Raw genomic sequence first — 25,530 nt, 5'->3', positions numbered from 1 at the left:
ATACTTATTAATTAGTTTTTTGTAATTGTATAGCTATCAATTAGTGATTGATTATTTAATGTGTAATCTGTTGTTGCATAAGTTTTAATTGTAAATGTATTGTCTGTGAAAGATACATCAGAGTAAGATGGAACATAACCTTGCCATCCAACAACGCTGAAAGAATGGTCTGCGCTTCCTCCAACTGAATCGTTACTACCTGTATTAAAATCATAATATTTACTTCCTGTTCCAGTGTCAAGAGTAAAGTAAACTGTTCCTTTAGGATTTGTTACACTGTCTGGATAATCCTTTTTTGCATAAGTAGCTTTTGGATTTGTAGTTCCTGGTATAGAAGTAGTATTAGTCTTTTCTAAAGTTTCAGATGCTCCAGTATCAGGATTAATTACATTTCCATTAAGCATTTGAGCTGTACGAGTATAATAATGATCATGACCTTGTAATACAACATCTACATTATATTTATCCATCATCTTTGTCCAAGTATTACGAATTGTTAAAACTGGATCATCAATCTCATTCTTAGTATTGTGATTTGCTTCACTGTATGCAGATTGATGCCATACAGCTACTTTCCATTTTACATTTGGATTAGCTTTAATAGCTTCACTCATAAATTGATCATGACCAGCTGTAGCATAGTTATTTGCATTAAGTACCATAAATAAAACAGGGCCAGCATTAAACCAATAGTCACCGTCATTTCCATAGCGTGTAGCACCAAGCTTGCTTATGTTTGGTTGATTGTAATGATAACCGTAATATTCACCCATTTGATGATCATGGTTACCAGAAAATGCAGCTAAAGGCATACTCTGTATATAATTTATCGAAGGATCTGGATTGAAAAAGTCTCTATATTGATACCATTGTCCATCAGGCACACCTGAAGGTTGAGTTAAGTAATCATAATCGTTAATTTGATCTCCCATTGAAAATAGGAAGTTTAAATCTTTATTTTGAGTTACTAGCTTAAGCATGTTTTGCCAGCCAGTTTTATCATCATTTAAGTTCTTATGTCCGCCTGTAGCATTAGATTTAGCAGTTCCCTTAGAATCATCAAATGCACCAATTTGTGGATCACCAAAAGCGGCAAAGCTTACCTTATCAGTAGGTAGCGTAGTAATCGTATAAACTTGACTCCAATTACCTTTCTCATCACTTACAGAATATGAATATTGAGTATCCGGAGTTAATCCTGATACTGTAGCTTTATTTGAATATTCACCAGTTAGAGTGCCTGACGAAGCCTTTCCATTAAAAGCATTATCTCCATAGTTAGAAGGTTCTGGAGTTCCTTTAGTATGCGGAAGAACTGAATAATCCTGATTAATAGATTGTGTAGCTTTTACGGCAGCCTGATCTGCAGCCTGAACTACGGCAGAGTCTGGAAATTGTGTGCCATTCATTTTAGATGTAGGTGAAATTTTTACTTGAGTTTTTCCAGCAGCTTGAGTAAACCAAGCGAAATCAAGTTCCTTTGGATTTGAACCAACACCTGCATTAATGTTATAAGGACCTGCTACCTGAGGCAAAGAAAAACCTTCAATGCTTGAAGTTCCTGTAACAGCAGCATTAACATCTGCTATATAAGGTAGACATGCAGAAGTAGCAACCACTGCAGCTACTGCAATTGGAAGAATAAACTTAGTTTTCTTACTAATTTTCATATAATATGACCTCCTAAAATAAATAATTCCTTCTTATTAACGTTACTCCTTTGAGTTTAAGTGATGGTTAATATATGGTTAATTTTGCTTTAAATATTTTAATTTACCATTAATTCTCTTGAAATACTCCAAGCAGATGTTTTGATTCATGAAAACAAATAAGTTTTTAATTTTTTCAATTAAATAAGTCACACCAGTTTAACTTAAGTATTATCATATTTTATTTGTTTTCGCTGCTTCCCATAAGACTATTAGAAATCATGCCAATAATCACAAATATTATACCTATAATTCCAAAAGTATTTGGGATTTTATCACCAAAGACAAATATTCCTCCAAGTAATGTAAACACCACTTCTCCAGCTTGAGTTGATTCTATAATGGCCATTTTATGAGTATCTCCCCCAACTATGTCTCCTGCCTTAAAAAATAGCACAGTTGCAATAACACCTGAAAAAATAGCAACTATTAAAGACTGAATTAACTGTCCTTTACTTGGAAGTCCATCAAAAATTATGCCAAAGGAAGACAAAGCAAACCAAAATGGCATACTACAAAGCGTCATCCCGAATACTCTCTGAAAAGTAGTAAACTTATTTTCACATATCTCTATCATTTTACGATTTCCAAGTGGATAGGCAAAAGCTGCTAAAATCACAGGTATAATGCCTATACCTAATTGTGATACAGATACAGCCTTTGAATGCTCAATCTGCATTAGTAATATTCCAAATAAAATCACACTAGACATTAAAATAGACTTCTTAGGCGCTCTGCATCTTACTCTAGTAACTTTAGCCCCGGTTTGTGCATTTTTAAAAAATAAAGGTGACATAAGTGCTCCTGCAACTATTGTTATCTGCCATGTGCCTGCAACTAACCATGATGCACCATAAGCTGAAGCAAAACTTAGTGGAGCATAAAAGATTCCAAATCCTACTGTACTCCATATAATCCATTGAAATGTCCTTTCTTTTATATCTTTTAAAACATAAAATAATTCCTTTTTTAAAAAAACAATAACAGATAAAATTGGTAACATAAAAGCATATCTAAGACATGCGCTCCAAATCCAATTTCCTCCAGAGACACTCATTTGTTGATTTAATACAAAAGTGAATGCAAAGAAAAATGATGCAGCTATTCCAAGTGCAAATGCCTTTATCATATATATCTCCCCTTTCTATATGTTATATTATATATTTATACGTTATATTGCTCAATATATAATTTACTTTTCCTTTAGAATGCTATAAAATATATCTAGAAATTGCTCTTCCATAATGTACAAAACTATTGATTAATAGCAAGGAGGTTTTTATGGAAAATCTAAATTTGATTATAGGAAATAAACTTAAATATATAAGAAGTAAGAGAAATTTAAGTTTGGATGAACTATCTAAGTTAACCGGTGTCAGCAAAGCAATGCTTGGCCAAATAGAGCGAGGACAATCTAATCCTACGGTTTCAACCTTATGGAAAATTGCAACTGGACTTAAGGTATCTTTTTCTGTCTTTATCGATGAGAGTAATGATGAACTTAATATAATAAATCAAGAAGATATAATTCCAATAATAGAAGAAAACAGTAAAATGCGATTATACCCCATATTTCCTTTTGATATTAGTAAAGGATTTGAAATATTTACTATAGAACTTGAGTCTGGCTGTATTCATCCTTCCACTCCACATAATGATGAAGTTGAGGAATATATCCTAGTGACACAAGGCGAAATTGAGATGATTATAGATAATAAAAGCTTCAGATTGAAAAAAGGCAATTCTTTAAATTTTAAAGCAAACAAATTGCATACTTATAAAAATATAAGCGATTCTATAGCTATATTTCAGAATATAATACTATACAAAAAATAGAATAAAATGCTTAAAAAATTTTCTTCCAGCTTCACTATTATCTTTATTTTTTAATTTATTTCTCTAAACTTCAGTCCTTATATACCACGTACAGCATACATTTAACAAAAATTTTTAATTACAACCCTGATTTTGTTTTTCTCCTTATGTAACGGTTATCCGGCTTACATATCCAGTTTTATTTCCCGCTTCACTGCTTAGAATGAATACATCGTTGTTTTCACCTATAAATATTGTTCCAACTGTCGGAAGAGTTGCTGACAGTTCCACTCTTCCAAGTTCTTGCCCATTAAGTAAGTCGAGTACCACAAAATTATCTCTGCCGTTTTTATAATCATCTATATAAACCTGACCGTTCATTGCAGATATAGCCGGAGATGCACTGGCCTTTATATCTTCTTTTTCCCACAGCAGCTTTATACTTCCATCCTCGCTTATTTTATTTGCAGAAACTAGATTATTTAGTGGATCATAATAAACTACTATATTATTTATATATGTATCGCCGCCCACCATAAAGAAATTAAAGCTGGGGTTATCAGTTGAAAATGCCTTTGCCGACTGCACCTTTCCATTGCTAGCCTTTGTGGATTTTGTATATAAATTTAGAGGAGTTTTCGCCCCTGGAGCAGTATTATCCGCAAAAACCACCATATTGATTTCAGGCATCAACATTGGAGAACTTGCTTGTGTACTTTTATCATTTTTATCCCTGTATTTTGAAGTAAAGTCGTCATCCAAAATAAATCCACTATCAGTTATTTTGTACCTAGAACTTTCTTCTGCATTTACAATATAAAGATAATTATTTTCTATGGCTAATCTGGCAGAAGAAACCATTGCCTTTTGTTTTATATCTATTTGTAAGGTATCAGGATCAACCAGCAATAGGTATCCATCAAGTTCAGCATTATTTAAAAGATGGAAGCCTTTAAGCACGAGTTCCCCGTTATTTAGTACCTGGAGACCGTTGTAAGTAGTCCAGTAATTAGTTAATCTATTGCCTATCTTAGGTAAATCTGCACTCTTCACTATATCCATTTTCTCTGGATCAATTTTATAAAGTACGGACTGTGATACCGCATAAATATATCCGTCATCATGCATGACCAAACCGCCTGTATAATTAACAGTTTTACCTATATCCAATTTTAATATTGTCTTTTCCATAGTTGTTGAATTGATTTTAGCTACATATGAAACATCCTTACTAAATATATCTTTTAAATTATTAATCAAGATCTTAGATTTTGATATATCCTTCCCCTGCTCAATGGCTTCGGTGAAAGTGGTCATAAGCTCAGGACTGCCTCCAATAACAAAAACCTCATCCTTATTTCTGGTATATCCCCAGGTAGGCATATAAATTTTAGTGCTTGATACCTGAAGTTTACTCCTCTCAAAGTCCTTTTGAAGACCTCCAGAAAACACTGCATGTGAACGTATCAAATCTGCATGCTCACTAGGCCATATTGTATTAAAATAGCCAGATTCCAAATTATCTCTATTTTCACTTACTGCATTTAGCTTGTTAATTGTAAGTTCCTGATCCTTGGAACCTAGAAGTATTCTTCCAAACATAGCGATCTCCAATAACAAGAATAATGAAAAAAGAAAAATAACTATGCCCGAAATAGTTAGATATAACTTTTTAATTTTACTCATACCAGACTCTGCTCCTTCAATGTATATGCATGCCCAGTATCTCTTACAATAATACGAACAGCCTGACCTTGCTTAAGTAAATAAGGTACAAAACAACTTCCAACCTTTTCTGTTGCTTCAGTTACAAATATCTTCACAAATTAATCCACTCCAATCTAGATAGTTTGCTTATCAATGATTTTTATTTTATATTACTAATATCTCAGTATTAAAATAGCTTAACCACATTGAGACTATCCTATGCTTAATAGTAGTAGGATAATGAAATGAAAATAATTGTGTTCAGCTAGAATATAAGCCAAACATATTTAGAAATATTTTCCAAGAAAATTTTAAGCCATGTATAACATCAATAAAATCCAGGAAATCTGCGTTCTTCAGTATATATAACTCACTTTTATTACAAATAGGTACTTCTTCCCTTCACCTAAAACCAACATCAACCTAAAAGTGATATATCCTTGCCTGCTGTCTTATAAGCACTGGTATACAAATCAAAAAAATGAGCAGGTAATTACTTAGAGTACTGTCTAAGTGATTATCTGCTTATTTTACATGTATTGTTTTCTTATTTATCTTAAAAAGAATTGAATCAATTTCATCCAATCCACTACTGGTCTTTTACTCTCCTGTTCACTTTAAAGCCTACAATAAAAAGCTTGGAATAAAATGAGATAGAAATCTAAAAGGCGCTTATTTTTATTGTACAAAAATTATAATAACTGATTTAGCTTGCTTTCAGGCTCTTCACCATTCTCTACACGTTTTATATTATTTACAAAGAAATCATATCTTTTTTTGTGGAATTTCAGACCGTCAGGCATGCCTGCTGTATGGGGAGTAAGTATCACATTACCATGATTCCGGAGCTCACTGTCAATAGGAAGCGGTTCAGATTCAAACACATCCAGGCATGCGCCTAAAATATCCTTGTTTTTTAACGCATCTATCAAGTCTCTTTCATTTACAATCCCGCCGCGAGCTGTATTGATAAAAAGCGCGGTATTCTTCATTTTTTTGAATACTTCCTTGCTTATCAACTGTTTTGTCTGCTGATTCAAGGATACATGTACACTTACTATGTCTGATTCACTTACAAGAGTATCGAAATCCGTTATTTTTACAAAACCGTCAGACTGTACAACCGCATTTCTAGCATAAGCCAACACATTCATATCAAAAACCCTGCAAAACTCAGCTACTTTTTTACCGACGGCGCCCAAGCCAATAATCCCTATCGTTTTTCCACTTAATTCACTCCCTATATAATCCAATTGATTTTCATCCATCCTGTTTTTCATGAAAGCATCAAGAAATGGTATGTTTTTATAATAAGATAATATCAGTGCCATTACGTGCTCGGCCACTGCCTGTGCATTCACTCCTGCAGCATTGGCCACCCAAATACCTCGCTGTGTGCAGGCATCAATATCTACATTATCAAATCCTGCACCCGTCTGTACCAACTTTAATTTTTTTGCTATAGATAGCAGACTGCTGTCCACTTTAATATGTTCAGGTATGATTACCTGACAATCTTCAATATGATGCAGCATTTCTTTTCCCGGTGGGACAATTACAACGTCCCATTCTTCTGGAAAGTACCTTGTAACATTTAATTTTGATGCCTCTGTAAAATATCCGACTATAAGAATCTTCATTGCTAAACCACCTTTCATGCTATATACATTTTCGTGTACCTATTTATCTCTTTATTAACTAGATATAACTCCTTTCCAAAATAATTATCTCTGCAAAAAATATTATGATATAACCGGAAAATTTTCGATACTTATTTGCGAATGCGTCTTAGATAGTAAAATTCTGAGACAAGATTACTTGCTTCAAGTGCTGTATCCTCACCACCATGTACAACCTCATTTCTTTTATCATACATGTTATCTATCCAGTTAGAAGGAAGCTCCCAATATAGATGTCATAGTCATAAGTGAATCATTTATTCGATTTACAGCTTTTTCCAAGCTGATACGCCTGCTCAGGATAATTTGTTTTTTCGATGTCTTCCCGTTCGGTACAGCCGTTTGCAAGCACGATGCCGCAGTCCTGCCACTGTAGATAACGCAGTGTCTCATTGTAGCTTCCAACAACACCGTTCATGACATGCTCTTCTTTACCGGCAGCGGTTACCATCAGTATAGCTTTTTTATCTGCACCTTTCAGTTGATTGTTGATGCCATGGAAGCGGTCTATAGCCATTTTAATCTGAGAAGATACACCGAAAAAATACAGCGGTGTTACAAATGCGATCAAATCGGCGTCAATTAAATGTGGATATAGCCTTGCCATACTGTCCTGAAAAACGCAGGGTTTATCACCATGCTCACACTTATTACAGCTAGTACAAGGATGAACTCCTTCAAAGGCTGCATCGAATCGAAAAATTTCGTGTCCCGCTTCCTTGGCACCTTTGATAAATTTATCTGCAGGAGAGTGGACGTACCGGATTTACGTGGGCTCCCTGTTATTACAGTTACTTTCATTTCAAGTCACTCCTTTTATAAGAATGTTTTATCCAACTGAATATCAGTTGAATTTATATCAGTAATATTACACAATCGTATAAAGATTATTATACGTATGCACTTTTATGACGCATACTTTCGTAAAGGATAGTGTGAATATGAATAATGAATCGATTCAAAGGAAATCTAATATTGCTGATACTCCTTATGTGTACACACTTTCCATTTTAGGTGGAAAGTGGAAAATGATAATTCTTTATTTGCTATATGGTCATAAGGTAGTTCGATATAACGAATTAAAGCGCCTAATCGGAACGATTACTTATAAGACACTAAGTATACAGCTCAAGGAGTTAGAAAAAGATGGTCTTGTCACTCGCAAAGAATACCCACAAGTTCCACCTAAAGTAGAATACAGTCTTTCAGAAAAAGGAAGATCACTAATACCGATCATGGGTGCAATGTGCATATGGGGGCAGGAGCATAGATAACTACTTTTCTAAACAACAAGAATATATCCTTTTTTAGGGGCTCATACTCGATTATCCATGGATATTTATTTACATGTTACTAAGAAAATAAGCGATAATACAGTGGATATACTTGAATATATCTTAAAGGATACTAATAATTATAAAGATGATGCTAAGTAATTATATTATAAAAATTGCCGCCAACTACTTATTAGCGGTGGCAAATAGGTGGAAATGCTTTCAATTAGATTTACAAAAGTGTGATAATATAAAAGTTATTTTCCGGCATAGATATAAACCTTAACGCAAATATCTCTAGTTCTGCGTATTAGTACAATCCCCTAAAATCGTAGTATACTTCTTTAAATGCCTGATACATTTTTCCAATGACTGTGCATATGGTTCATTTACAAATATACCGGCTGTTGTTTATTTCTAATTATGAGACAATCAGTTTAGATCATGGATTTTTCCCATTCACGAAGTGTTGAAACCCCTGTCTTGTCAGCTAATGCTTCCATTCTACTGATCTCTTCTGCATTTAATTTAATCTTAGCAGCTTTTGCAGCATCTTCTACATGATTTACTGTTGTAACACCTATAATTGGAACTGTTCCCTTTGCAATAGCCCATGCTGTTGCAATCTGAGCAACACTTACATCATGAGCTTTAGCAATAATCTTCATTTCATTTACTAGCACTTCTAACTCAGTAAGAGCCTTATTATAAGAATTTGCACGTCCACTGCCTTCTGGGAAAGGATGAGTCTGATCATACTTTCCAGACAAAGCGCCCTGCTCTAGAACCATATATGAATAGAATGTAATACCATTTTCCTTGCAATAATCAATAATACCAGCTTTTTCAGAAGAACGGTGTAATAGACTGTAATGATTTTGCACAGCGGAAACCTTAAGTCCTGCCTCTCCAAAGATTTCATTTGCTCTCTTGATTTCTGATAAATTGTGATTAGAAACACCAATAGCCTTAATTTGCCCGGTTTTAGCAATTGGAATTAACTTCGGTATCCATTTCTCAAAATCCATAGGATTATGAATCCAATAAATATCAATCACATCTGTATGTAAGCGCTCCTTGCTTCCGTCAATCATCTCTTGAACTGCATCTAGTGAGTCATTTGCAATCTGAGGTGTAAATTTTGTAGAGATAATGACATTTTCACGAGGCTCGTTTTTTACAAAATTCCCCAAAATTTCTTCTGAAGCTCCCATACCATATACTGCAGCCGTGTCCCATAAATTCAATCCAAGGTTCATGGCTGTATCAAATACAGGCTTAAGATCTAATTCAGTAAGATGGTTACCAAAAACCTGATCTCCTCCTCCTGCACCAGTCCCCCATGACCAAGCTCCAAGTGCGATGTGTGGTATATTATTTTTATTCATAAAAAAACTCCTCCTTAATTTTACATTTTATTATATTGCGTAAAGCTTTATCTAATAATATATTATGGGTTATGCACACTCAATTAGGTGATACGATTATAATAAACTTGAGAGTATACTCTAAGTCAATGTTTTTTTGAAAATTTGAAAATTTCTCATTTATTTGCTTAAATTGTACTTTCCAATTTAGATTATAAGCCTCTGTTGCATATCATATTTGACTCTTACTCTTTTGCATGGTAATATTATCACAAACTTAAGAGTTTACTCTCAGACAAATATTTTTTTAAAGTTTTTTAGGGAGGTAAAGATGTACTATACAGTTAGCGAAATATCCAAAAAAATTAATATATCTCCGCATACACTTCGTTTTTATGCTAAGGAAGGTTTAATGCCATTTGTTGAACGCAGCCAAAGCGGGATCCGTATGTTTAAGGAGGATGATTTTGAATCGCTTTTTATCATTGAATATTTAAAAAAATCTGGAATGTCAATCAAAGATATAAAGGAATTTATGGACTGGTGTATGCAAGGCGATGAAACAATTGACAAACGGCTCAACATGTTCAGAGAGCAGCAAAAAAGAGTTACAGAACATATAGCGGAATTACATAAAACTCTTGATTTGATTAAATTTAAATGCTGGTACTATGAAACTGCACAAGCTGCCGGGACATGTACTGTACACGATTCCTTAAAACCAGAAGATATTCCGGAAGGCATACGCAATTTAAAAGAACAGATGGAAAAAGTATATTTTAACAAATAAATTGAAGTTCATATTTATATTAATTTTGTATTCTAAATACACTAGTCTATCTTAGCATAAAGATAAGAAGTATATGAGTTGCTTATCTTTAAATATAAACTCTGTGAAAAAGCAATAGTGTCAACATCAACTACTAATACCCATCAATCGTAGAGTTACGATTGATGGGCAATATTCTCTTTATAAATTTACAATAGTGGTACTTTTATTGTTTTGCTTATGTAATTTTGCGAAATTAAAACTTTAACGCAAATATCTTTATTTCTGCGTAAAAGTTAGGCCTCCTAAATCAAAAAATTCCCCAAAGCAACTTTGGGGAACATATAAAACACATTATGAAATTTTCTAAAAAACCTTCAAACCCTTTGATATCAGCCTACTTCTTTGATTAGTTTCGCCACAGTTTCCACATGCTTTGTTTGTAGATATCGCATATACAAGGTAACTCATACTAAATCATAGTACATCGTATTAACCTTTGATAATTGACACTTTTAAGGAAACTAAAAACTATTTTAAATTACAATATATTAAATTATATTTTTATACAATTTATACATGGACGGCAAATTGGTGGCAAGTTAATATTTTGCCACCTAATAATAAATAATCATTATAAAATATATATTTAAATGGTATAAAAAATCAATAATTATTAATTAAAACTATTTAATTAGTTGTCACTTTGTCACATAGTCCTAACATTAGTTATATCAATAGTTTTAGGTAGACAGGTTTATTAGTCACATAACTGTCACTTTAATATAAATTTAACTCCCCCTATTTGTTGTTATACTTCTTAAAGTATAACAACACCACAACGCCCCAATCATATGCAAAAAATCTGTAAAATGAAATTTTAGAATATGTTTTATGAATTATTTACTATATAATCTGAGCATAGGGGCTTTAGATTGTCCGCATTTCTTAAAATTCTGCAAAAAAACACATCATTCATTTCGAATAATGTGTTTTGGGGTTGTTACACAATTTGAACATTATGTACTAACATATTACATTAAAAAAATCTCTGGACTTAATAAATTTCTGAATATAATTATTTTTTAGGTGCAAATGTATTAATTATGTCCCATATTTTTTCTGGATTTGTTGTTATATTTTTACTTTTACAAGCACTACAAGATATCCCATCTGTCCATCTAAAGATATTTCTTTCATAACAATCTTCACAAATTGGATATTTTTTAAATGACATGTGCAATGCCTTTACAGCAACATCCCATGTTGAGCCATCAAAATTAATAAAATCTTCATCAGTATATTGTAGCAAACCCAATTGGTCACACCTTTTTTTGCTCCCTCTTCCACTATAATAATGATCTTTATTATCAATACCATATTGTTCTAGAAATTTACCTATAGCTTCTTGAGCTTTTCTTATGCATTCTTTATCATTAGAAAGTTTTAATTCTTCTTCTTTTTCACTTTCTTCCACTTTCTTTACTTCTAATTTATATTTCTGATATTTTTGAAGAATCAATTTACTTTCATCATCAATCCTATTCTTATCTGATTCTCTTTCTTCTATAATTTTATCTAGCTTTGCTATTGTATCGTATTTCTCTTTAAGAATCTGATCATAATTAACCAAAAATCCAGCTTCCTGTATTTTTTTTTCAAGTTGAATATACTGCTTATTTGCAAAATCAATTTTTTCTTTATATACTTTTTCTTGATCTATTAGTCTATTTATACTTTCTGTGTATTTTTTCTCAGTATACTCCAATACTCGAATCTTATCTTTATTAAATTCTATTTCTTTAAATATATTCTCTAAATTTGTATTTTCTTTTTGTATTTTTTCCTCAATTCCACATAAAACTTTCTTTTTCTTATTGATTTCACTTTCAATTCCAATGATTTCAGGAGATTTCTTTAAAGATAATTTATCTTTTATTCTTTTGGCTTGTTCTTCAATATTTTCACTTATATTAAGTTTTCCATATGTTAATTTGTCAATTGTTATTAATCCACTTCTTTGCAAATTTCCTTGTATTAACCTTGAATTGTGTGTATCTGATAACCACGAATATTTTTCTATATAATCTCTATAAATATCATTGCTTATAATTCTTCTTTGATGAAATTCTGCATCATGGAGGACTACTCCATCTGCACGACTTGAAGCTGTGACAATATAAAAATTATCTGAAAAATTAGTAATTAAATCTGATAAAATGCTTTCTTCATCACTTTTACTACTTTCTTTTAAATCATAATAAATAGAAGCATCAAATACACAATAGAATTCGTCATCATTATCAAGTATTGCTTCAATAACTGCCAATAAAGGCTTTATTGACATTTCTTTTGGAGTTACTTGTGAATACCACCAACACACATTTGTCCCATCAATTGTAATTATCTCCACACTTAACATCCCCTTTTGTTTTAATTAATCATAAATCTTAAACAAATTATTTCTATAATGCTATTTCCATATGATCGTTTATTAATTCTAAATTACCATTATACGTTAACTATAGCACATTTTATAAAATAAATCTTTTTAAAATTTCATTTAGGGAAAATTGTGTATCTAAATGGGGGCTGTGTGGTGTCAGTCCATTTAATAAAAATTCCACCGAAATAGGGGGGGATCAAAAGTCTTAGAGCTGTATAATTTTCTTTTTTTTAGCCTTGTCCTTTTGATGTATGTATCATTCACTCATGATCCCTGGATATATATAATTTTTTTTAAATATGATAAGATATAGTATATTGTATTTTATAGAAAGGATATCTTTATGAATAATTATTTCAAATACGAAGAAGCATTAGTTGATAACTTTATAAAAAATCTAGATTCCTCTGAAATTATTATTAAAGAAATGCCAATTAGATGGGGAAATATTGATGTTGTCAATATAAGTTCTAATTCATTACCCTTTAACATCAATCAATGTTTTTGTCTTAGTAAACCTTCTAATGCAAAAATATTTATGAAAATAAAAAATAAAAGACCAATAACTTTTGATACATTATTTAATGGTTTGGGTTTAAGCGAATCTACTTTTAATAATTCAATACATGAATTACTAAAAATTAATTTAATAAAAGAAAAAGATAATAAATACATAAGAAATGTTAATTTCAATTTTCCTAATGTTACCATATACGGTTACGAGGCAAAACTTCATAATTTTAATAAAGCATATTTTCAAGCAACTGAGAATCGAAAGTATGTAGACTATAGTTATTTAGTTTTTCCAAATGATATAGCAGAAAAAATTCACAAAAAATATTCATACGAATTAATACTAAAGTCTGTAGGCTTAATTGGTGTAGATACAGATAAGAATACATTGTATATTAGAGCTCAAAAAGCCAAAGAAATAAAATCATATATGCGATTATTACATTTAGTTAAGTCTCAAACTATCAGAACAGAAAAAGAGCAAATTACTTAGTCCCATCTTCTTTGTAATTTGCTCTTTACTTTAAACTATTGACGCTCTACGCTTAAATAGTACTATTGCTGTAATCCATACATCTAAATGAGAAGATGCTTTTTTTATTCTGTAACATAGTTCAACTGATGATGCATTTCTTATTAATATGTCGCTATAAAGTTTTTTTGCGTTCTCTATTAATTTAATAGTATATTGTATTTTTTGATTAGATTTATTAATATCCTTTACACAATTATTTATAGCTTCCCAATACTGTTGCTCTAAATCTACAAAAGATAATGATTCTAAATCGTCTACTACTGCTTGATCAAAAGAAGTACCTGATAAACATTTTATTAGTAAATCTTCATCAAAATTATTTATAATATCAAATGTTATATTAGTTAACAATGGGATACTTGTATATCTTTTTTTTCGTCTTCCAAATGTATCACTTTCTTCAAAACGTCCTTTGTTAAATTTTCTTAATGTATTAAACCATCCACTTGATACAATATCACAATCTAACATTGTAAATAATAAACTATTTATAAATGTATAACCTACTATTATTCTAAATCCTTCCTTCTTTAAAGAATGAACAAAATATAATACGTTAGCCAAGTTTTCTGGGTCGACCTCTTCATAATTATTATTTGAGGTAGATTCATAGCAAACAGTTAAGTATATTCCATTTCTTTCCTCAGGCTGTATATTATCAACAATTTCTTCTATCATTTCATCTACATCTGAATTACTATGGAATAAACTAAATGATATTAATAAGGATAAATATTGATTTTTATTTTCATAGTTTTCATAAAAATATGAGTAAATATCTAAAGAATAATCAAATTTCCAATCAAGTTTTTCTATATGAAATCCTGGAACAATAATTGCATCAGAAAACATTTCTGACTGTTTTACATGCGAATCAAAATAAGTTAATAATCTTTCTGATTTTTTCCTCCAATCTTTTCGTTCTACCTTCTGAGGATAATGCTCTAATTCTTCCAATTTTTTTAATAGGGATGTATTATTATATGTAGAATAATAAAACTGTGGATCATATAAACAATTATCTTTATTTAATAACTTATTATTATTAATGTAACTAATCATAGTATCAATACATTCCTCTCTTGGTGACAAAATAACGCCTTCTATTCTATCATTATCAAAAGCATTATCAATTTTTTTCCCTTTAGCTGCCCCATGTTGTGCAAATAACTTTGTCATATTCCCACCTCCATTGTAATAGTATCTAAAAATTCTCTGAATTCCTCCATAGTTTCAAATCTATATCTTCTTTCTACTTGTACCATTTTACACAGCAACTGATAAAATCTCCTTGTTGTTGTACTTTCTTCTATTAAATCAAAAAAATCATCTTCTATATCTCTATTTATATCTCTAAAAAAGTCTTTATGTGGATTGCTTGTTTTATTTATATATTTTTTTAATGGATTATATCCAAGTATAAACTCAAAACTTATTACTCCTAATGAATACAAATCACTTGTAAAATCCACTTGGGATGCATATCCTCTAAATTGTTCGGGTGAAACATAATCACGTTTTCCAAATACAAACCCAAAAGTTCTAGTCTTATCTCTATCAATCATTTTTATTACACCAGGATCTATTATCGTGTATGTACCATCATTATAAATTATATTATCTGGTGATAAATCTCTATGAACTATATTATTTTGATTTAGTAACGTTAAACTTTTTGTAATTTCATTAATAAATGAAACTACTTGCAAAAATAAATTATTACTCTCTAAATTATTACGGTTCATGTACTTTAAATGTTTATCCAATGTTATTCCAACTATAACTTCTTCAATAAGTAGTCCATAAAATGATCCATTAATTTTCAATGATTTTTCATTTGCATATAATTTAGGAAATCCACAATTATAATTAGAACATACCTCAACATATCTATTAAATGAACGTTGTATATAATGAGTAATTTCCATTACTTGCTCTACATCAATAGAATTATCAGAGTTTGAAAGCCATTCTATATAATCAGCAATACTAGAAAATTCATTTGCCCTTTCAAAACTTTCACCCTTGAAATCAGCTAGATAATTAAAAAACTTTGCAATGAAGATCTTTTGATCCTTTTCATCAACTACAAAAAAATTAAAAGATTGGCCTCTTTGATTAGGATTTTTTTCAAAGTGATATCCTTTTTTCCATAAATTCTCTTTATTTAAACATTCTTTAACTTTTTCTTCGAATATATTTTCCATATTATACACTCCTTTCCACTTATGATATATAATTATATCATAAATATTATTTAGTGTATTTGTTGTTTATTGTAATAATTTATATATTAAAATCAAAATTTTAATATATAAAGAGGCATAGTATTAAATACTATACCTCTTTTAATTACTATTATATTCCCAAAATGTGCCATAACCATCTTTAATTTTTATTATAAAATTCAACTAGATTCATCACTTTCTATTATCTTATTAATCATGTATTTTTTATTTTTTCATATAATTTAATATATTTATATAATGTACTTCTACCAATACCCAACACCTTAGCAAATGCTAAAGCTGACATATCTCCATATGCACCATCTTTAAACTTTTTGTATTCTTTTATAAATTCTTTTGATAGTTCTACCTTTGGTCTTCCTAAAGTCTTCCCTTTTGCTCTAGCAACTTCTAAACCTTGATTTATACGTTGAACTGTTTTCTCCCTCTCCTGTTGCGCCATATGAGCCTTAAGAGTAATGAATATATCAGCTATCATATTATAAATTGAACTGTCTTGAATCTTCTCCCATTCATTAAGGTATGGAGTATCAAGAGCAATAACTCTAATCCCTTGAGCCTTTAACTTCTTAAACTCCATTATTACATCATCAGCGTTACGCCCTAGCCTATCAATATCAGTAACGATTAATATATCATTTTCCCTTAACTTATACTTTAATGCATTAAATTGAGGTCTACTTTCAGCCTTAATTGTTCCACTTATTCTTTCCTCTATAATTTCATCAAAAGTAAATGAATTATCTTTAGCATACTGCTCTAATGTAATTCTTTGACGGTCTGTAGTTTGCTTTTCCTTTTGTGTGCTTATTCTCATATATCCAAATATCATAATCATCAATCCTCTTCATTAATTTATCTTATGATATTATTATAAGTGTCTACAAAATCACATTCAATTTTCGTAAACACTCTTTGAGCCTATTTAGTCTTATTTATAACCATTTTGCTACGTTGCAAAAGCCATTTTCTTCTTTATAATCTGTTTATGTAATCATCTGATTTATAGACATCTATTTTCATCTATACTTCCATGTTTTTGAAGTATAATCTTCATAGATGTATTTTAATATATCAGCTAAACTTCCATCTATATTTCCTTTATCTACAGAATTATTTAATTTATATGAAATAGTATCTATATAATATTTATCATCTTTAATCTTAATTGCAAGGGTGCAAATATCATTTATATTGCGAATATATTCACCGTATACATCATGAACATCTATTTTATCAATATATAAGTTAGCATTAATCAGTTCATTATTAATTATTTCAAAATAAATATATAAGTCGGAACCTAAATTTAAAATATTTTTACTATAATTAAAATAAACCTCTTCATTATGTAACTCTTTAGCCAGCTCTTTACTTGTTTTTTCTATATTATAAATTAATTCTAAAGAAACACTACTCTTTTGTTTTTTAAAGGTAATACTATTTTCTGACCTTGAAACTCGTTTTATAAGTTCATCTTTTCCTATTACCTTAACTAAATTTGCAATCTGACTCTCATATGTCTCTTCGTTATAATAAAATATAGTTATGTCAGTCTTCTTATTACTTCCTATTATTAATTCTTCTATTACATCTTTATCAGTTACATCTAAAGAATGTCCAAAAAAATAAATATTATTATGCTCATCACTTTTATTCATATTGTTCAACCAACTTTTATATTCAGAACCTGTTTTTTTATAAATCCTCTGAAAATATTTTTTAAATGCTATAAAATCAGTTTCTTTATTTATTAAATCATCATCTAAATACTCATCAATACCTATAATCATATTATTTTTCTCTTCTTTTAAATTAGCATGTCCATGTATATAATGATACTTCATAAAATTAATATTGTTTTTTAAATATATTTTGTTATATGTATCTGTATAATTAAAACTCAATACTTTATCAATCTCTACATTCTTTATATCCGGAGCAATTGTTTTTATATCTACATTATTAACATATACATATAAATATATCTCTAAAGCACATATTAATTTATTTAAATCATTTTTTAATCTATCTATTACTATTTTTTTATATTCTTCATAATCTAATAAGTTTATATCTCTGTGGTTTATTCCTCTATTTAGTAATTTATAAACCTTTCCCTCTATATTAAAGCATTTTTCATTACAATATGTACTTTTATTTTCTTTCGCTTTTATCCTATATTTTCTCATATAGTCTAAGCTTTGTATTACTTCAGATATTTCCGATTCAAAATCAATCCAAGTTTTCTTTTCTTTATCTCTTTTATCAACGAAATATTCTATCCAAATATTATCATCGCAATAGTTTTTTAAATTTTTAACATGATCTTGATTGCTCCATTCTTCAAAACCTTTTATAGTAAATGCGTCTTCATATAGTAGCATATTTTTTACATATTCATTGAAATTCCTTGGTTCTTTTTTTCTATTATTTACCTCATCAATATAAGTATTTTCTCCATTAATTACTATTCTCTCAAATTCTTTTAAACCATTTTTTCTATATGAACCATTTATTAAAATTTTAAACCCATATATAAAGTCAAGAAAGTCTTTATATTGTGTTGGTAATCCATGCTCTAAATCAAATCCATTTCCCACAACAAGTAAATTCATATATTCCTCCCCAATTTTAAATATTAGTATACTTATGACCTTATTATAATCTTATTTTATATCCTTTTTAAAATAATTACAAAAAGGTGGCAAATTTATTTGCCACCACCTTAAACAATATTATATAATTTTGACGATTCACCTTACATAGAATATACTATTATTGTCAGTTATAGTGTCTCCATGCGAAATGCTATTTTTTATTTAAATAAATATTATCCCCTTCACTCCCGGAACTTTTAGCGATCCTTTTCTATACTGTATAACTCTTTCAAATCCAGGCACAGATTTAATCCTATCAGTTACCCTTTTATGTAATGAATCTGTATTTTTAAGTTCTGGTAATAATTTAAATAATTCTAATTCTTCTACTAATGTATTCAATTCAATAAATTCACCTTCTTCATATTTTAATTTTTTATTCACATTAGATGTAAACTTATCTAATTCCCCCTTACGTTCTGCACTATCTTTCTTAATAATATCTGGTATTACTAATGCTTTATCCTTTAAATCAATCGCTCTATAAATGAAATATGACCATATTTTATCCATATTAGGTGCAAGTACCTCGCCATTAAAATTGTCTATTCTTTCATTTACAGGTATTGAACTTTGCCAATTAATAAATACCAATCTATTTTCAATAGCATCATCATAGCCACTAAATGAAGGCATATCATTAGTATCAATAATCATATCTAAATGTGTTAAATCTATTCCATTTTGCATTTTACCGCCTGTTGCTCTAGCATCTGTAATTGAATTTGATAGTATATGCTTAAATCTTCCTATGGCGATTGGTGCGTTATTTTTTTCTGCTTCTGACGCTAAACAAAACTTTTTATTATGAAGATTTACGATAATATCATCTCTCTCAGCTCCCATATTTCCTTTATGCGTTGTAGTTAAATATGTATACGGTATATGTGATATATCACCATCAAATAAGCCTGTTATTAAGTTTTTCATCATTGATTTACCACTTTTACTTGGCCCAATGTTTATTATTGCAAATTGATAATTTCTGCCACTGATTTTCATGGCAATAAAATCAAGAATATATTCGAGCCTTTCTTCCCCTAATGAATGATCTCTATATAACTTTAGTACTTTGTTTTCCATAAATTCTATTGCCTCGCCCTGGTCCACAAGATTATATTTACTTGCATGTAAAATTATATCTTCTTTCTTAGCTTCTCTTATAACTCCTTTCTTTAAATCTATTATCATACCATTTGCGGATACATATACATGATGTTGCTTCTTATGCGCGTTAATATCTATAATCAACCTTTCATCATATCCTACTAAACTTAAACACTCTTTTGCTTTTGCTGTGCTCTTCCATTTTTTAATTTTATTAATAGTTTTATAATATTCCTCTGTTGAATATTTTCCTTTTTCCCTATTCTCCTCAACTTGATCTTCACATGCTTTAAGAAAATTCCCATACAATGAACGTAGTTCTTCTTCTGTCTTTCTTAACCACAATTCTTCATTCCAATATAGAAATCTTCTTTCATCATCACAATTAACTATGTATCTTAAATTATCTTGTATCCAGCTAAAGAAAGCTTCAATTGCGTTACCTTTAAGATTTATTCTATCTATACAATTTAATTTATTGATTACTACTTTCAACTCATTTTCAAGTTCTTTTTTATCTGATAATAGCCATTCGTTTAAATCATTATACTTAGTTGGCATAAATACTTCATATTCAAGATTTAAAGCTTTCATTATTTTTATTGCTTTGTTAGTTGCTACCTTTCCAGGTGGTTGTACATCTTTCTTCGGCTTGTCATTATTAAAAGCAATTATGAACTTTACACCATCAAATTTCTCCCTATTAACAGTTAATAATTCTCCTAACTTCTTAACATTTACTACTGAATGTAATGATACAACTTTTACATTATTATTAATGCTTTCAACTGCCAGACTATCTCCCCAGCTCTCTGTTAATACAATTATATCGCCTTTTACTATATTATACCCTTCTACATAAAACTGATTTAAAAAATAAGCTGGTATACCTTTAATATTCCAAGTCTTCTTAGTTCCATCTGAAATAATTTCTTTACTATTTCTAGCTACCAAAAATTTTAGATTTTCTTCTTCATCATAGCAAGGAACTATATACTTATAATCTTTCATATTGGGATGGGATTTCATTTTCAACTCTGAATAAACATCTACTATTCCATTATTGGAAGAACCTAGTTTATATTTCTGTATTACCTCCTCTGAAATTCCTCTGCCTTTAAAATAATCTGTTTTAGTAGTATCTATTAAAGGTATTAGCCTATTAATATCTTCTTGGCTATGAAATTTATCATTACTAACTACTGGTTCAGCTAATAGTTGATCATCAGCTAATATCTCCTTAATCTTATTTATTAATTGCTCACCTTTTAATCCTTCTTTCTCCTGTAAGAAATCAATTATTGATCCTCCTTGTCCAGCATTAAAAGCATTATAAAGCCACACACCATCTTTAAAAGATATTTTAAAATTTCCTCTAGATTGTAAATCTATTGGATTAGGTTCAATGTTCCATGTGTCACTGCTCCCGTTAGCCTTAACTTGGCATGTTGAAACTATATAGTCTTTTAAATTTATCTCTCTTTTTGCTCTCTCGAATACATTGTCTTCCATTCTCTATATGACCTCTTTTCCTAAGTTATCTCTTAAAAATCTCTCTAATTCAAAATATGGAATTTTTATTCTTCCAAGTTTTAATCCTTTTAATTCTCCTCTATTTATTAGGTCATAGACAGTATTTGAATTTGTTTTTAGCGTTTTAGCCACCTCATTTACTGTTAATAATACATTTTCTAAGTTTGTATTTATCATTTGTTTAATCCTCCATAACGTTATATTTTTAAGTAATTTGGCTAATATATAGTAAGGTATCATCAGTTTTGTATCTATTTATAGCTAATAGATACAAAAAATATCGCTCAGTAACAATTTTATCTTACAATTATTTTTTAACGAAGTCAATCTTTTTTGTATCTTTTTTTATATTATTATGCTATAATACGATACATAAATTATCGGAGGTGCTATATGAACATAGGAGAAAAAATTAAAGACTATAGAAAAAAAGCAGGATTAACACAAAAACAACTTGCTGAGAGGATCAATAGAAAAGAAATAACTATAAGAAAATACGAAAGTGGAGAAAGAGAACCAAGAATATCAGTTATCGAAGATATATGCGAAGCACTAAATATACCGATTGATGGATTTGGTGAAGAATTATTCCAAATTAAAAATAATAATGATAACAAAGAAAGTAAAGATTTTAGAGATTCCTTAGAACTATTCAAAAAATATGAATCTAATTCAACATTTAAATATATATCTCAATCTGAATTAGTATCGCAATTAATGTTACTACATGGTTATAAATACGAATATTATAGTTGGAGTTGCCACACTGAAGAAAAAGCTTACGAAATTGATGAAAAAATACAAAGTAACACTTTACCTTTAGGTAAAATTACTAATTTAAATACAAATGAAAAATTTGATGTATCATTATCCGATTTTGAGCAACTATACAGTAATTTAAAGAATTTTATTGACTTTGAACTATTTAAATTGAAAAACAAATGTGACAAATAAAATGACATTCTATACATCACTCTCTATGCTTGTAACATCAAGCTTTTAAGACTATGTGACAAGGTGACAACAAATCTTATATAGTTTTTATTAAAATTGCGATTTTTCTAACCATATACTTATTATTCAACTAAGGAGGTACATTATGACAGGTTCAGTTAGAAAACGTGGAAATACATGGTCATATTATTTTGATCTTGGCAAAGTCGATGGAAAAAGAAAACGTAAGGAAAAAGGTAGCTTCAGAACTAAAAAAGATGCTGAACAGGCTCTTGCAAAAGCACTAACAGAATATAATAATGCTGGTCTGTGTTTTGAACCATCTGAAATTAGTGTTTCAGATTATTTAGACTTATGGTTTGATCAATATTGCAAAATGAATTTGAAATACAATACTCAACTAGCTTATTTTCAAACAATTGAAAATCATTTGAAGCCCGCATTTGGAACTTATAAATTAAAAGCTCTAAATAGTTTAACAATACAAGAATTTGCGAATAACTTGAAATTAAAAGGATATGCAAAAAGTCACTTGGTTAATATAATTACAACATTGTCTGGTGCTTTAAATTATGCAATTGAACCATTACACTTTATTCAAGTAAATCCTTGTGACAGAATCAAATATCCAAAATATACAGGTAAAAGGAAAGAAGTTAGATATATCATTAGTCCAGATGATTTCAATAAAATTATCAAGAGATTTTCCGAATCTAGTCCCTTTTATATTCCGCTTCTTATCGGATATTACACTGGATTAAGAATAGGTGAATGTTTTGGATTAACTTGGGATGACATTGATTTTGAAAGTAAGGTAATCACTGTAAATAAAATCACCGTTAAAAGAAATTATGGTGTAGATGTGAGGCAGGTTTTAAAGACAAAGGGAAAGAAGGAAGAAAAGTCCGCATGGTATTTTGGAAGTACTAAGACATTTACCTCAAATAGAACTGTAAAATTTGGTGATACATTATATAAGGCACTAAAAAAGGCCAGAAAGGTTCAACTTGAAAATTCAATAATGTATGGTGAATATTATACTGATATCTATATGAAACCAGAAAAAGATGAAAAAGGTGATGAAATATTTAGACTAATTGAAATTGAAAAATCTATTCCTTGTACTTTGCGAAAAGCTGATATGGTTTGTAGGAAAGAAAATGGTCAATTAGTCTCAACAGATTCCTTTAAGTATTGTTCAAGAGTTATTAATTATGAATTGAATATAGCGTTTAATTATCACTCTCTAAGACACACTCATGCAACGATTTTAGTTGAAAATGGTGCAAATATTAAAGGAATTCAAGAAAGGCTTGGCCATTCTGATATCAAAATTACATTAAATCAATATGTCCACAATACGGAATCTATGAAAGATGAATCAGTTGATATATTTGAAAGCATTGCCACCACGCTATAATTTATGGTGGCATTACGGTGGCAAATGCTTATATTTTGGCTTTATGATACCTTTAAAACAGCCCTATTCCTTGACTAATAACGTCACCGTTTCCACATGTTTAGTATGAGGAAACATATCCACCGGCTGCACTTCTAGTACTTTGTATCCCATATTCGCTAAGTACTTTAAATCTCTTGCTAAAGTCCCTGGATCACAGGATACATAAACTATTTTCTTTACCTTTGTCTTTCCAATGACCTCTAATAGTTTAGTATCGCATCCTTTTCTTGGCGGATCAACAACTATAACATCTGGACTAATTCTCTGCTCTATAAGCTCTGGAATTACCTCTTCAGATTTCCCAACAAGAAATTCTGAATTATCTATTCCATTAACTTTTGCATTAATTACAGCATTCTCAATTGCTTGCTCTACTATTTCAACACCATATACTTTTTTAGCTTTTTCAGCTAAAAATAATGTTATTGTACCTGTTCCACAATAAGCATCGAATACAACTTCATCTCCACTTAAATTAGCATATTCCAAAGCCTTATTGTAAAGAATTTCTGTCTGCACTGGATTTACTTGAAAGAACGATAAAGGTGATATGTTAAATTTATATTTGCCTATATAATCAGATATAGAATCTTCTCCCCACAACGTAACGCATTTGTCACCAAAAACCACACCAGTATTTTTAGCATTTATATTTTGAATTATGCTCTTTACATTTTTTACATCTGTTTTCAACTTATTAACTAATTCTTCTTTATGAGGGATTTCTTTATCAGTAGTAATCAATACAACCATTATTTCATTTGTATTATATCCTTTTCTAACCATTATACTTCTGACTAATCCTTGCTTAAAAAATACTCCATCCTTTTTTGCTGCTGTTATAGAATAAGCTTTCATCCATTCTCGTATTATCTTTATTATTTCATCGCTTTCTCTATCTTGAAGAAGACAAACATTCATATCAATTATCTCATGAGTTTTTTCACTGAAAAAACCTATAGAAAGTTCATTGTTCACTAATCCAACAGAAAATATACCTTTATTCCTATATCTATATGGATTTTCCATGCCTATAGGATACTTAACTACATCGCTTTTTAGTCCGCCTATTCTTTCTATACATTCTTTAACTCTATTATATTTGAAATCTAGCTGTCCTCTATAAGTAGAATGCATTAATGTGCAACCGCCACAAATTTCGTAATTACTGCATTTTGGTATTTCTCTTTCATCAGATCGTTCTACTATCTCTATAAGCTTTCCGTAAGCATAATTTTTCTTAACTTTAACAATCCTTATCTTAACAGTTTCATTTGTTAATGCTCCTTGTATAAATACTGGATATCTATCTATTTTAGCTACTCCTTCTCCTTCATATCCCAAAGAATCAATTTTCACTATATATTCCTTATTTTTTTCTAACACATACACACTTCCTTCGTTGTTAGGTATAACTGCTTAAAATTCCTTTCTACATTCTATCATATATAAATAGAAATTATAATATCTATAATAGGCCAATCAACTATATTTAATTTGTTATGACATAAAAAAAGAGCACCTTGCGGTGCTTAATGCACATTCAAAAAATATTGAGTCAATCTATTAACTTGATATTTTTTCATGTGCCTAATACAGAATCAGTTGCCATTTAATTCCATAATTACTCAAATATTATTCCCTGTTAAAAGCAATAATATACATTATATATTAAATTACTCATATATAATTGTTAATTTTTTGTTAATTTTTTGTTAATTAATTATTTATAAAAAGAGACTCTAGTGAAA

21 protein-coding genes are annotated in these 25,530 nt (G+C 29.8%); 6 read left to right on the top strand and 15 right to left on the bottom strand.

Features of this window, described 5'->3' with window-relative positions; genetic code table 11:
• Positions 1 to 11: 11 nt before the first annotated feature.
• Both CLOBL_RS01720 and CLOBL_RS01715 read right to left on the bottom strand, forming a co-directional pair.
• Positions 12 to 1,670, bottom strand: coding sequence for a metallophosphoesterase family protein (locus CLOBL_RS01720; protein WP_077857413.1), 1,659 nt, complete (start codon positions 1,668 to 1,670; stop codon positions 12 to 14).
• A gap of 220 nt (positions 1,671 to 1,890) precedes the next feature.
• Positions 1,891 to 2,838: a multidrug resistance efflux transporter family protein gene (locus CLOBL_RS01715; protein ID WP_077857412.1), complete on the bottom strand. Its 948-nt coding sequence runs from the start codon at positions 2,836 to 2,838 to the stop codon at positions 1,891 to 1,893.
• A 152-nt stretch (positions 2,839 to 2,990) separates the two neighbouring features.
• Here CLOBL_RS01715 and CLOBL_RS01710 point away from each other — a divergent pair, with 152 nt between their 5' ends.
• Complete coding sequence (locus CLOBL_RS01710) at positions 2,991 to 3,545, top strand: XRE family transcriptional regulator (RefSeq protein ID WP_077857411.1); 555 nt, start codon at positions 2,991 to 2,993, stop codon at positions 3,543 to 3,545.
• Between the two features lie 144 nt (positions 3,546 to 3,689).
• On the opposite strand, the gene CLOBL_RS01705 is transcribed toward CLOBL_RS01710, so the two are convergent.
• The 4 genes from CLOBL_RS01705 to CLOBL_RS01695 all read right to left on the bottom strand — a co-directional run bounded on the left by CLOBL_RS01705 (position 3,690) and on the right by CLOBL_RS01695 (position 7,613).
• On the bottom strand, positions 3,690 to 5,126 hold the full coding sequence (locus CLOBL_RS01705; RefSeq protein ID WP_143323830.1) for a hypothetical protein: 1,437 nt from the start codon (positions 5,124 to 5,126) through the stop codon (positions 3,690 to 3,692).
• 80 nt (positions 5,127 to 5,206) lie between these two features.
• The gene (locus CLOBL_RS27410) at positions 5,207 to 5,347 is read right to left on the bottom strand and encodes a hypothetical protein (protein ID WP_242953768.1); all 141 of its coding nucleotides are present in this window, start codon (positions 5,345 to 5,347) and stop codon (positions 5,207 to 5,209) included.
• Between the two features lie 576 nt (positions 5,348 to 5,923).
• Positions 5,924 to 6,871 (bottom strand): NAD(P)-dependent oxidoreductase, encoded by a 948-nt coding sequence (locus CLOBL_RS01700; protein WP_077857409.1) that lies wholly within the window; start codon positions 6,869 to 6,871, stop codon positions 5,924 to 5,926.
• Between the two features lie 292 nt (positions 6,872 to 7,163).
• Positions 7,164 to 7,613 carry a flavodoxin family protein gene (locus CLOBL_RS01695; protein ID WP_347472771.1) on the bottom strand — a complete coding sequence of 150 codons (450 nt, stop codon included), beginning with the start codon at positions 7,611 to 7,613 and terminating at the stop codon, positions 7,164 to 7,166.
• A gap of 238 nt (positions 7,614 to 7,851) precedes the next feature.
• On the opposite strand from CLOBL_RS01695, the gene CLOBL_RS01690 reads away from it, so the two are divergent.
• Positions 7,852 to 8,184, top strand: a complete 333-nt coding sequence (locus CLOBL_RS01690) for a helix-turn-helix domain-containing protein (RefSeq protein ID WP_077857408.1) — start codon at positions 7,852 to 7,854, stop codon at positions 8,182 to 8,184.
• A gap of 437 nt (positions 8,185 to 8,621) precedes the next feature.
• On the opposite strand, the gene CLOBL_RS01685 is transcribed toward CLOBL_RS01690, so the two are convergent.
• The gene (locus CLOBL_RS01685; RefSeq protein WP_077857407.1) at positions 8,622 to 9,572 is read right to left on the bottom strand and encodes an aldo/keto reductase; all 951 of its coding nucleotides are present in this window, start codon (positions 9,570 to 9,572) and stop codon (positions 8,622 to 8,624) included.
• A gap of 310 nt (positions 9,573 to 9,882) precedes the next feature.
• Here CLOBL_RS01685 and CLOBL_RS01680 point away from each other — a divergent pair, with 310 nt between their 5' ends.
• Positions 9,883 to 10,341 (top strand): MerR family transcriptional regulator, encoded by a 459-nt coding sequence (locus CLOBL_RS01680; RefSeq protein WP_077857406.1) that lies wholly within the window; start codon positions 9,883 to 9,885, stop codon positions 10,339 to 10,341.
• Between the two features lie 1,057 nt (positions 10,342 to 11,398).
• On the opposite strand, the gene CLOBL_RS01675 is transcribed toward CLOBL_RS01680, so the two are convergent.
• Positions 11,399 to 12,733: a hypothetical protein gene (locus CLOBL_RS01675; RefSeq protein ID WP_179117662.1), complete on the bottom strand. Its 1,335-nt coding sequence runs from the start codon at positions 12,731 to 12,733 to the stop codon at positions 11,399 to 11,401.
• Positions 12,734 to 13,109: 376 nt separating this feature from the next.
• Between CLOBL_RS01675 and CLOBL_RS01670 the strand changes: the two genes are divergently transcribed.
• Complete coding sequence (locus tag CLOBL_RS01670; RefSeq protein WP_077857404.1) at positions 13,110 to 13,772, top strand: hypothetical protein; 663 nt, start codon at positions 13,110 to 13,112, stop codon at positions 13,770 to 13,772.
• A 30-nt stretch (positions 13,773 to 13,802) separates the two neighbouring features.
• On the opposite strand, the gene CLOBL_RS01665 is transcribed toward CLOBL_RS01670, so the two are convergent.
• The 6 genes from CLOBL_RS01665 to CLOBL_RS01640 all read right to left on the bottom strand — a co-directional run bounded on the left by CLOBL_RS01665 (position 13,803) and on the right by CLOBL_RS01640 (position 21,540).
• Positions 13,803 to 14,993 carry a hypothetical protein gene (locus CLOBL_RS01665; RefSeq protein WP_077857403.1) on the bottom strand — a complete coding sequence of 397 codons (1,191 nt, stop codon included), beginning with the start codon at positions 14,991 to 14,993 and terminating at the stop codon, positions 13,803 to 13,805.
• Entirely contained in the window at positions 14,990 to 16,021 is a 1,032-nt protein-coding gene (locus tag CLOBL_RS01660; protein WP_077857402.1) for a protein kinase, read from the bottom strand. The genes CLOBL_RS01665 and CLOBL_RS01660 overlap by 4 nt, the downstream gene beginning before the upstream one ends.
• 235 nt (positions 16,022 to 16,256) lie before the next feature.
• Positions 16,257 to 16,895: a recombinase family protein gene (locus tag CLOBL_RS01655; protein ID WP_077857401.1), complete on the bottom strand. Its 639-nt coding sequence runs from the start codon at positions 16,893 to 16,895 to the stop codon at positions 16,257 to 16,259.
• A 187-nt stretch (positions 16,896 to 17,082) separates the two neighbouring features.
• The gene (locus CLOBL_RS01650) at positions 17,083 to 18,681 is read right to left on the bottom strand and encodes an AbiH family protein (RefSeq protein WP_077857400.1); all 1,599 of its coding nucleotides are present in this window, start codon (positions 18,679 to 18,681) and stop codon (positions 17,083 to 17,085) included.
• Between the two features lie 204 nt (positions 18,682 to 18,885).
• Entirely contained in the window at positions 18,886 to 21,342 is a 2,457-nt protein-coding gene (locus CLOBL_RS01645; protein ID WP_077857399.1) for a hypothetical protein, read from the bottom strand.
• A 3-nt stretch (positions 21,343 to 21,345) separates the two neighbouring features.
• Positions 21,346 to 21,540, bottom strand: a complete 195-nt coding sequence (locus CLOBL_RS01640; protein WP_242953767.1) for a helix-turn-helix domain-containing protein — start codon at positions 21,538 to 21,540, stop codon at positions 21,346 to 21,348.
• Positions 21,541 to 21,756: 216 nt separating this feature from the next.
• Between CLOBL_RS01640 and CLOBL_RS01635 the strand changes: the two genes are divergently transcribed.
• Together CLOBL_RS01635 and CLOBL_RS01630 are read left to right on the top strand one after the other, a co-directional pair.
• Positions 21,757 to 22,317, top strand: a complete 561-nt coding sequence (locus CLOBL_RS01635) for a helix-turn-helix transcriptional regulator (RefSeq protein WP_077857398.1) — start codon at positions 21,757 to 21,759, stop codon at positions 22,315 to 22,317.
• Positions 22,318 to 22,462: 145 nt separating this feature from the next.
• Positions 22,463 to 23,737, top strand: a complete 1,275-nt coding sequence (locus CLOBL_RS01630; RefSeq protein WP_077857397.1) for a site-specific integrase — start codon at positions 22,463 to 22,465, stop codon at positions 23,735 to 23,737.
• A 63-nt stretch (positions 23,738 to 23,800) separates the two neighbouring features.
• Here CLOBL_RS01630 and rlmD read toward each other — a convergent pair whose 3' ends face one another.
• Positions 23,801 to 25,165 (bottom strand): 23S rRNA (uracil(1939)-C(5))-methyltransferase RlmD, encoded by a 1,365-nt coding sequence (gene rlmD / locus CLOBL_RS01625; RefSeq protein WP_077857396.1) that lies wholly within the window; start codon positions 25,163 to 25,165, stop codon positions 23,801 to 23,803.
• Between the last annotated feature and the right edge of the window lie 365 nt (positions 25,166 to 25,530).

Origin of the sequence: Clostridium sp. BL-8 (genome assembly GCF_002006495.1) — a bacterium.
Lineage (GTDB): Bacteria > Bacillota > Clostridia > Clostridiales > Clostridiaceae > Clostridium.
Note: the sequence above shows the minus strand (reverse complement) of the source record. Positions and strands in the feature narration are given on the sequence as shown.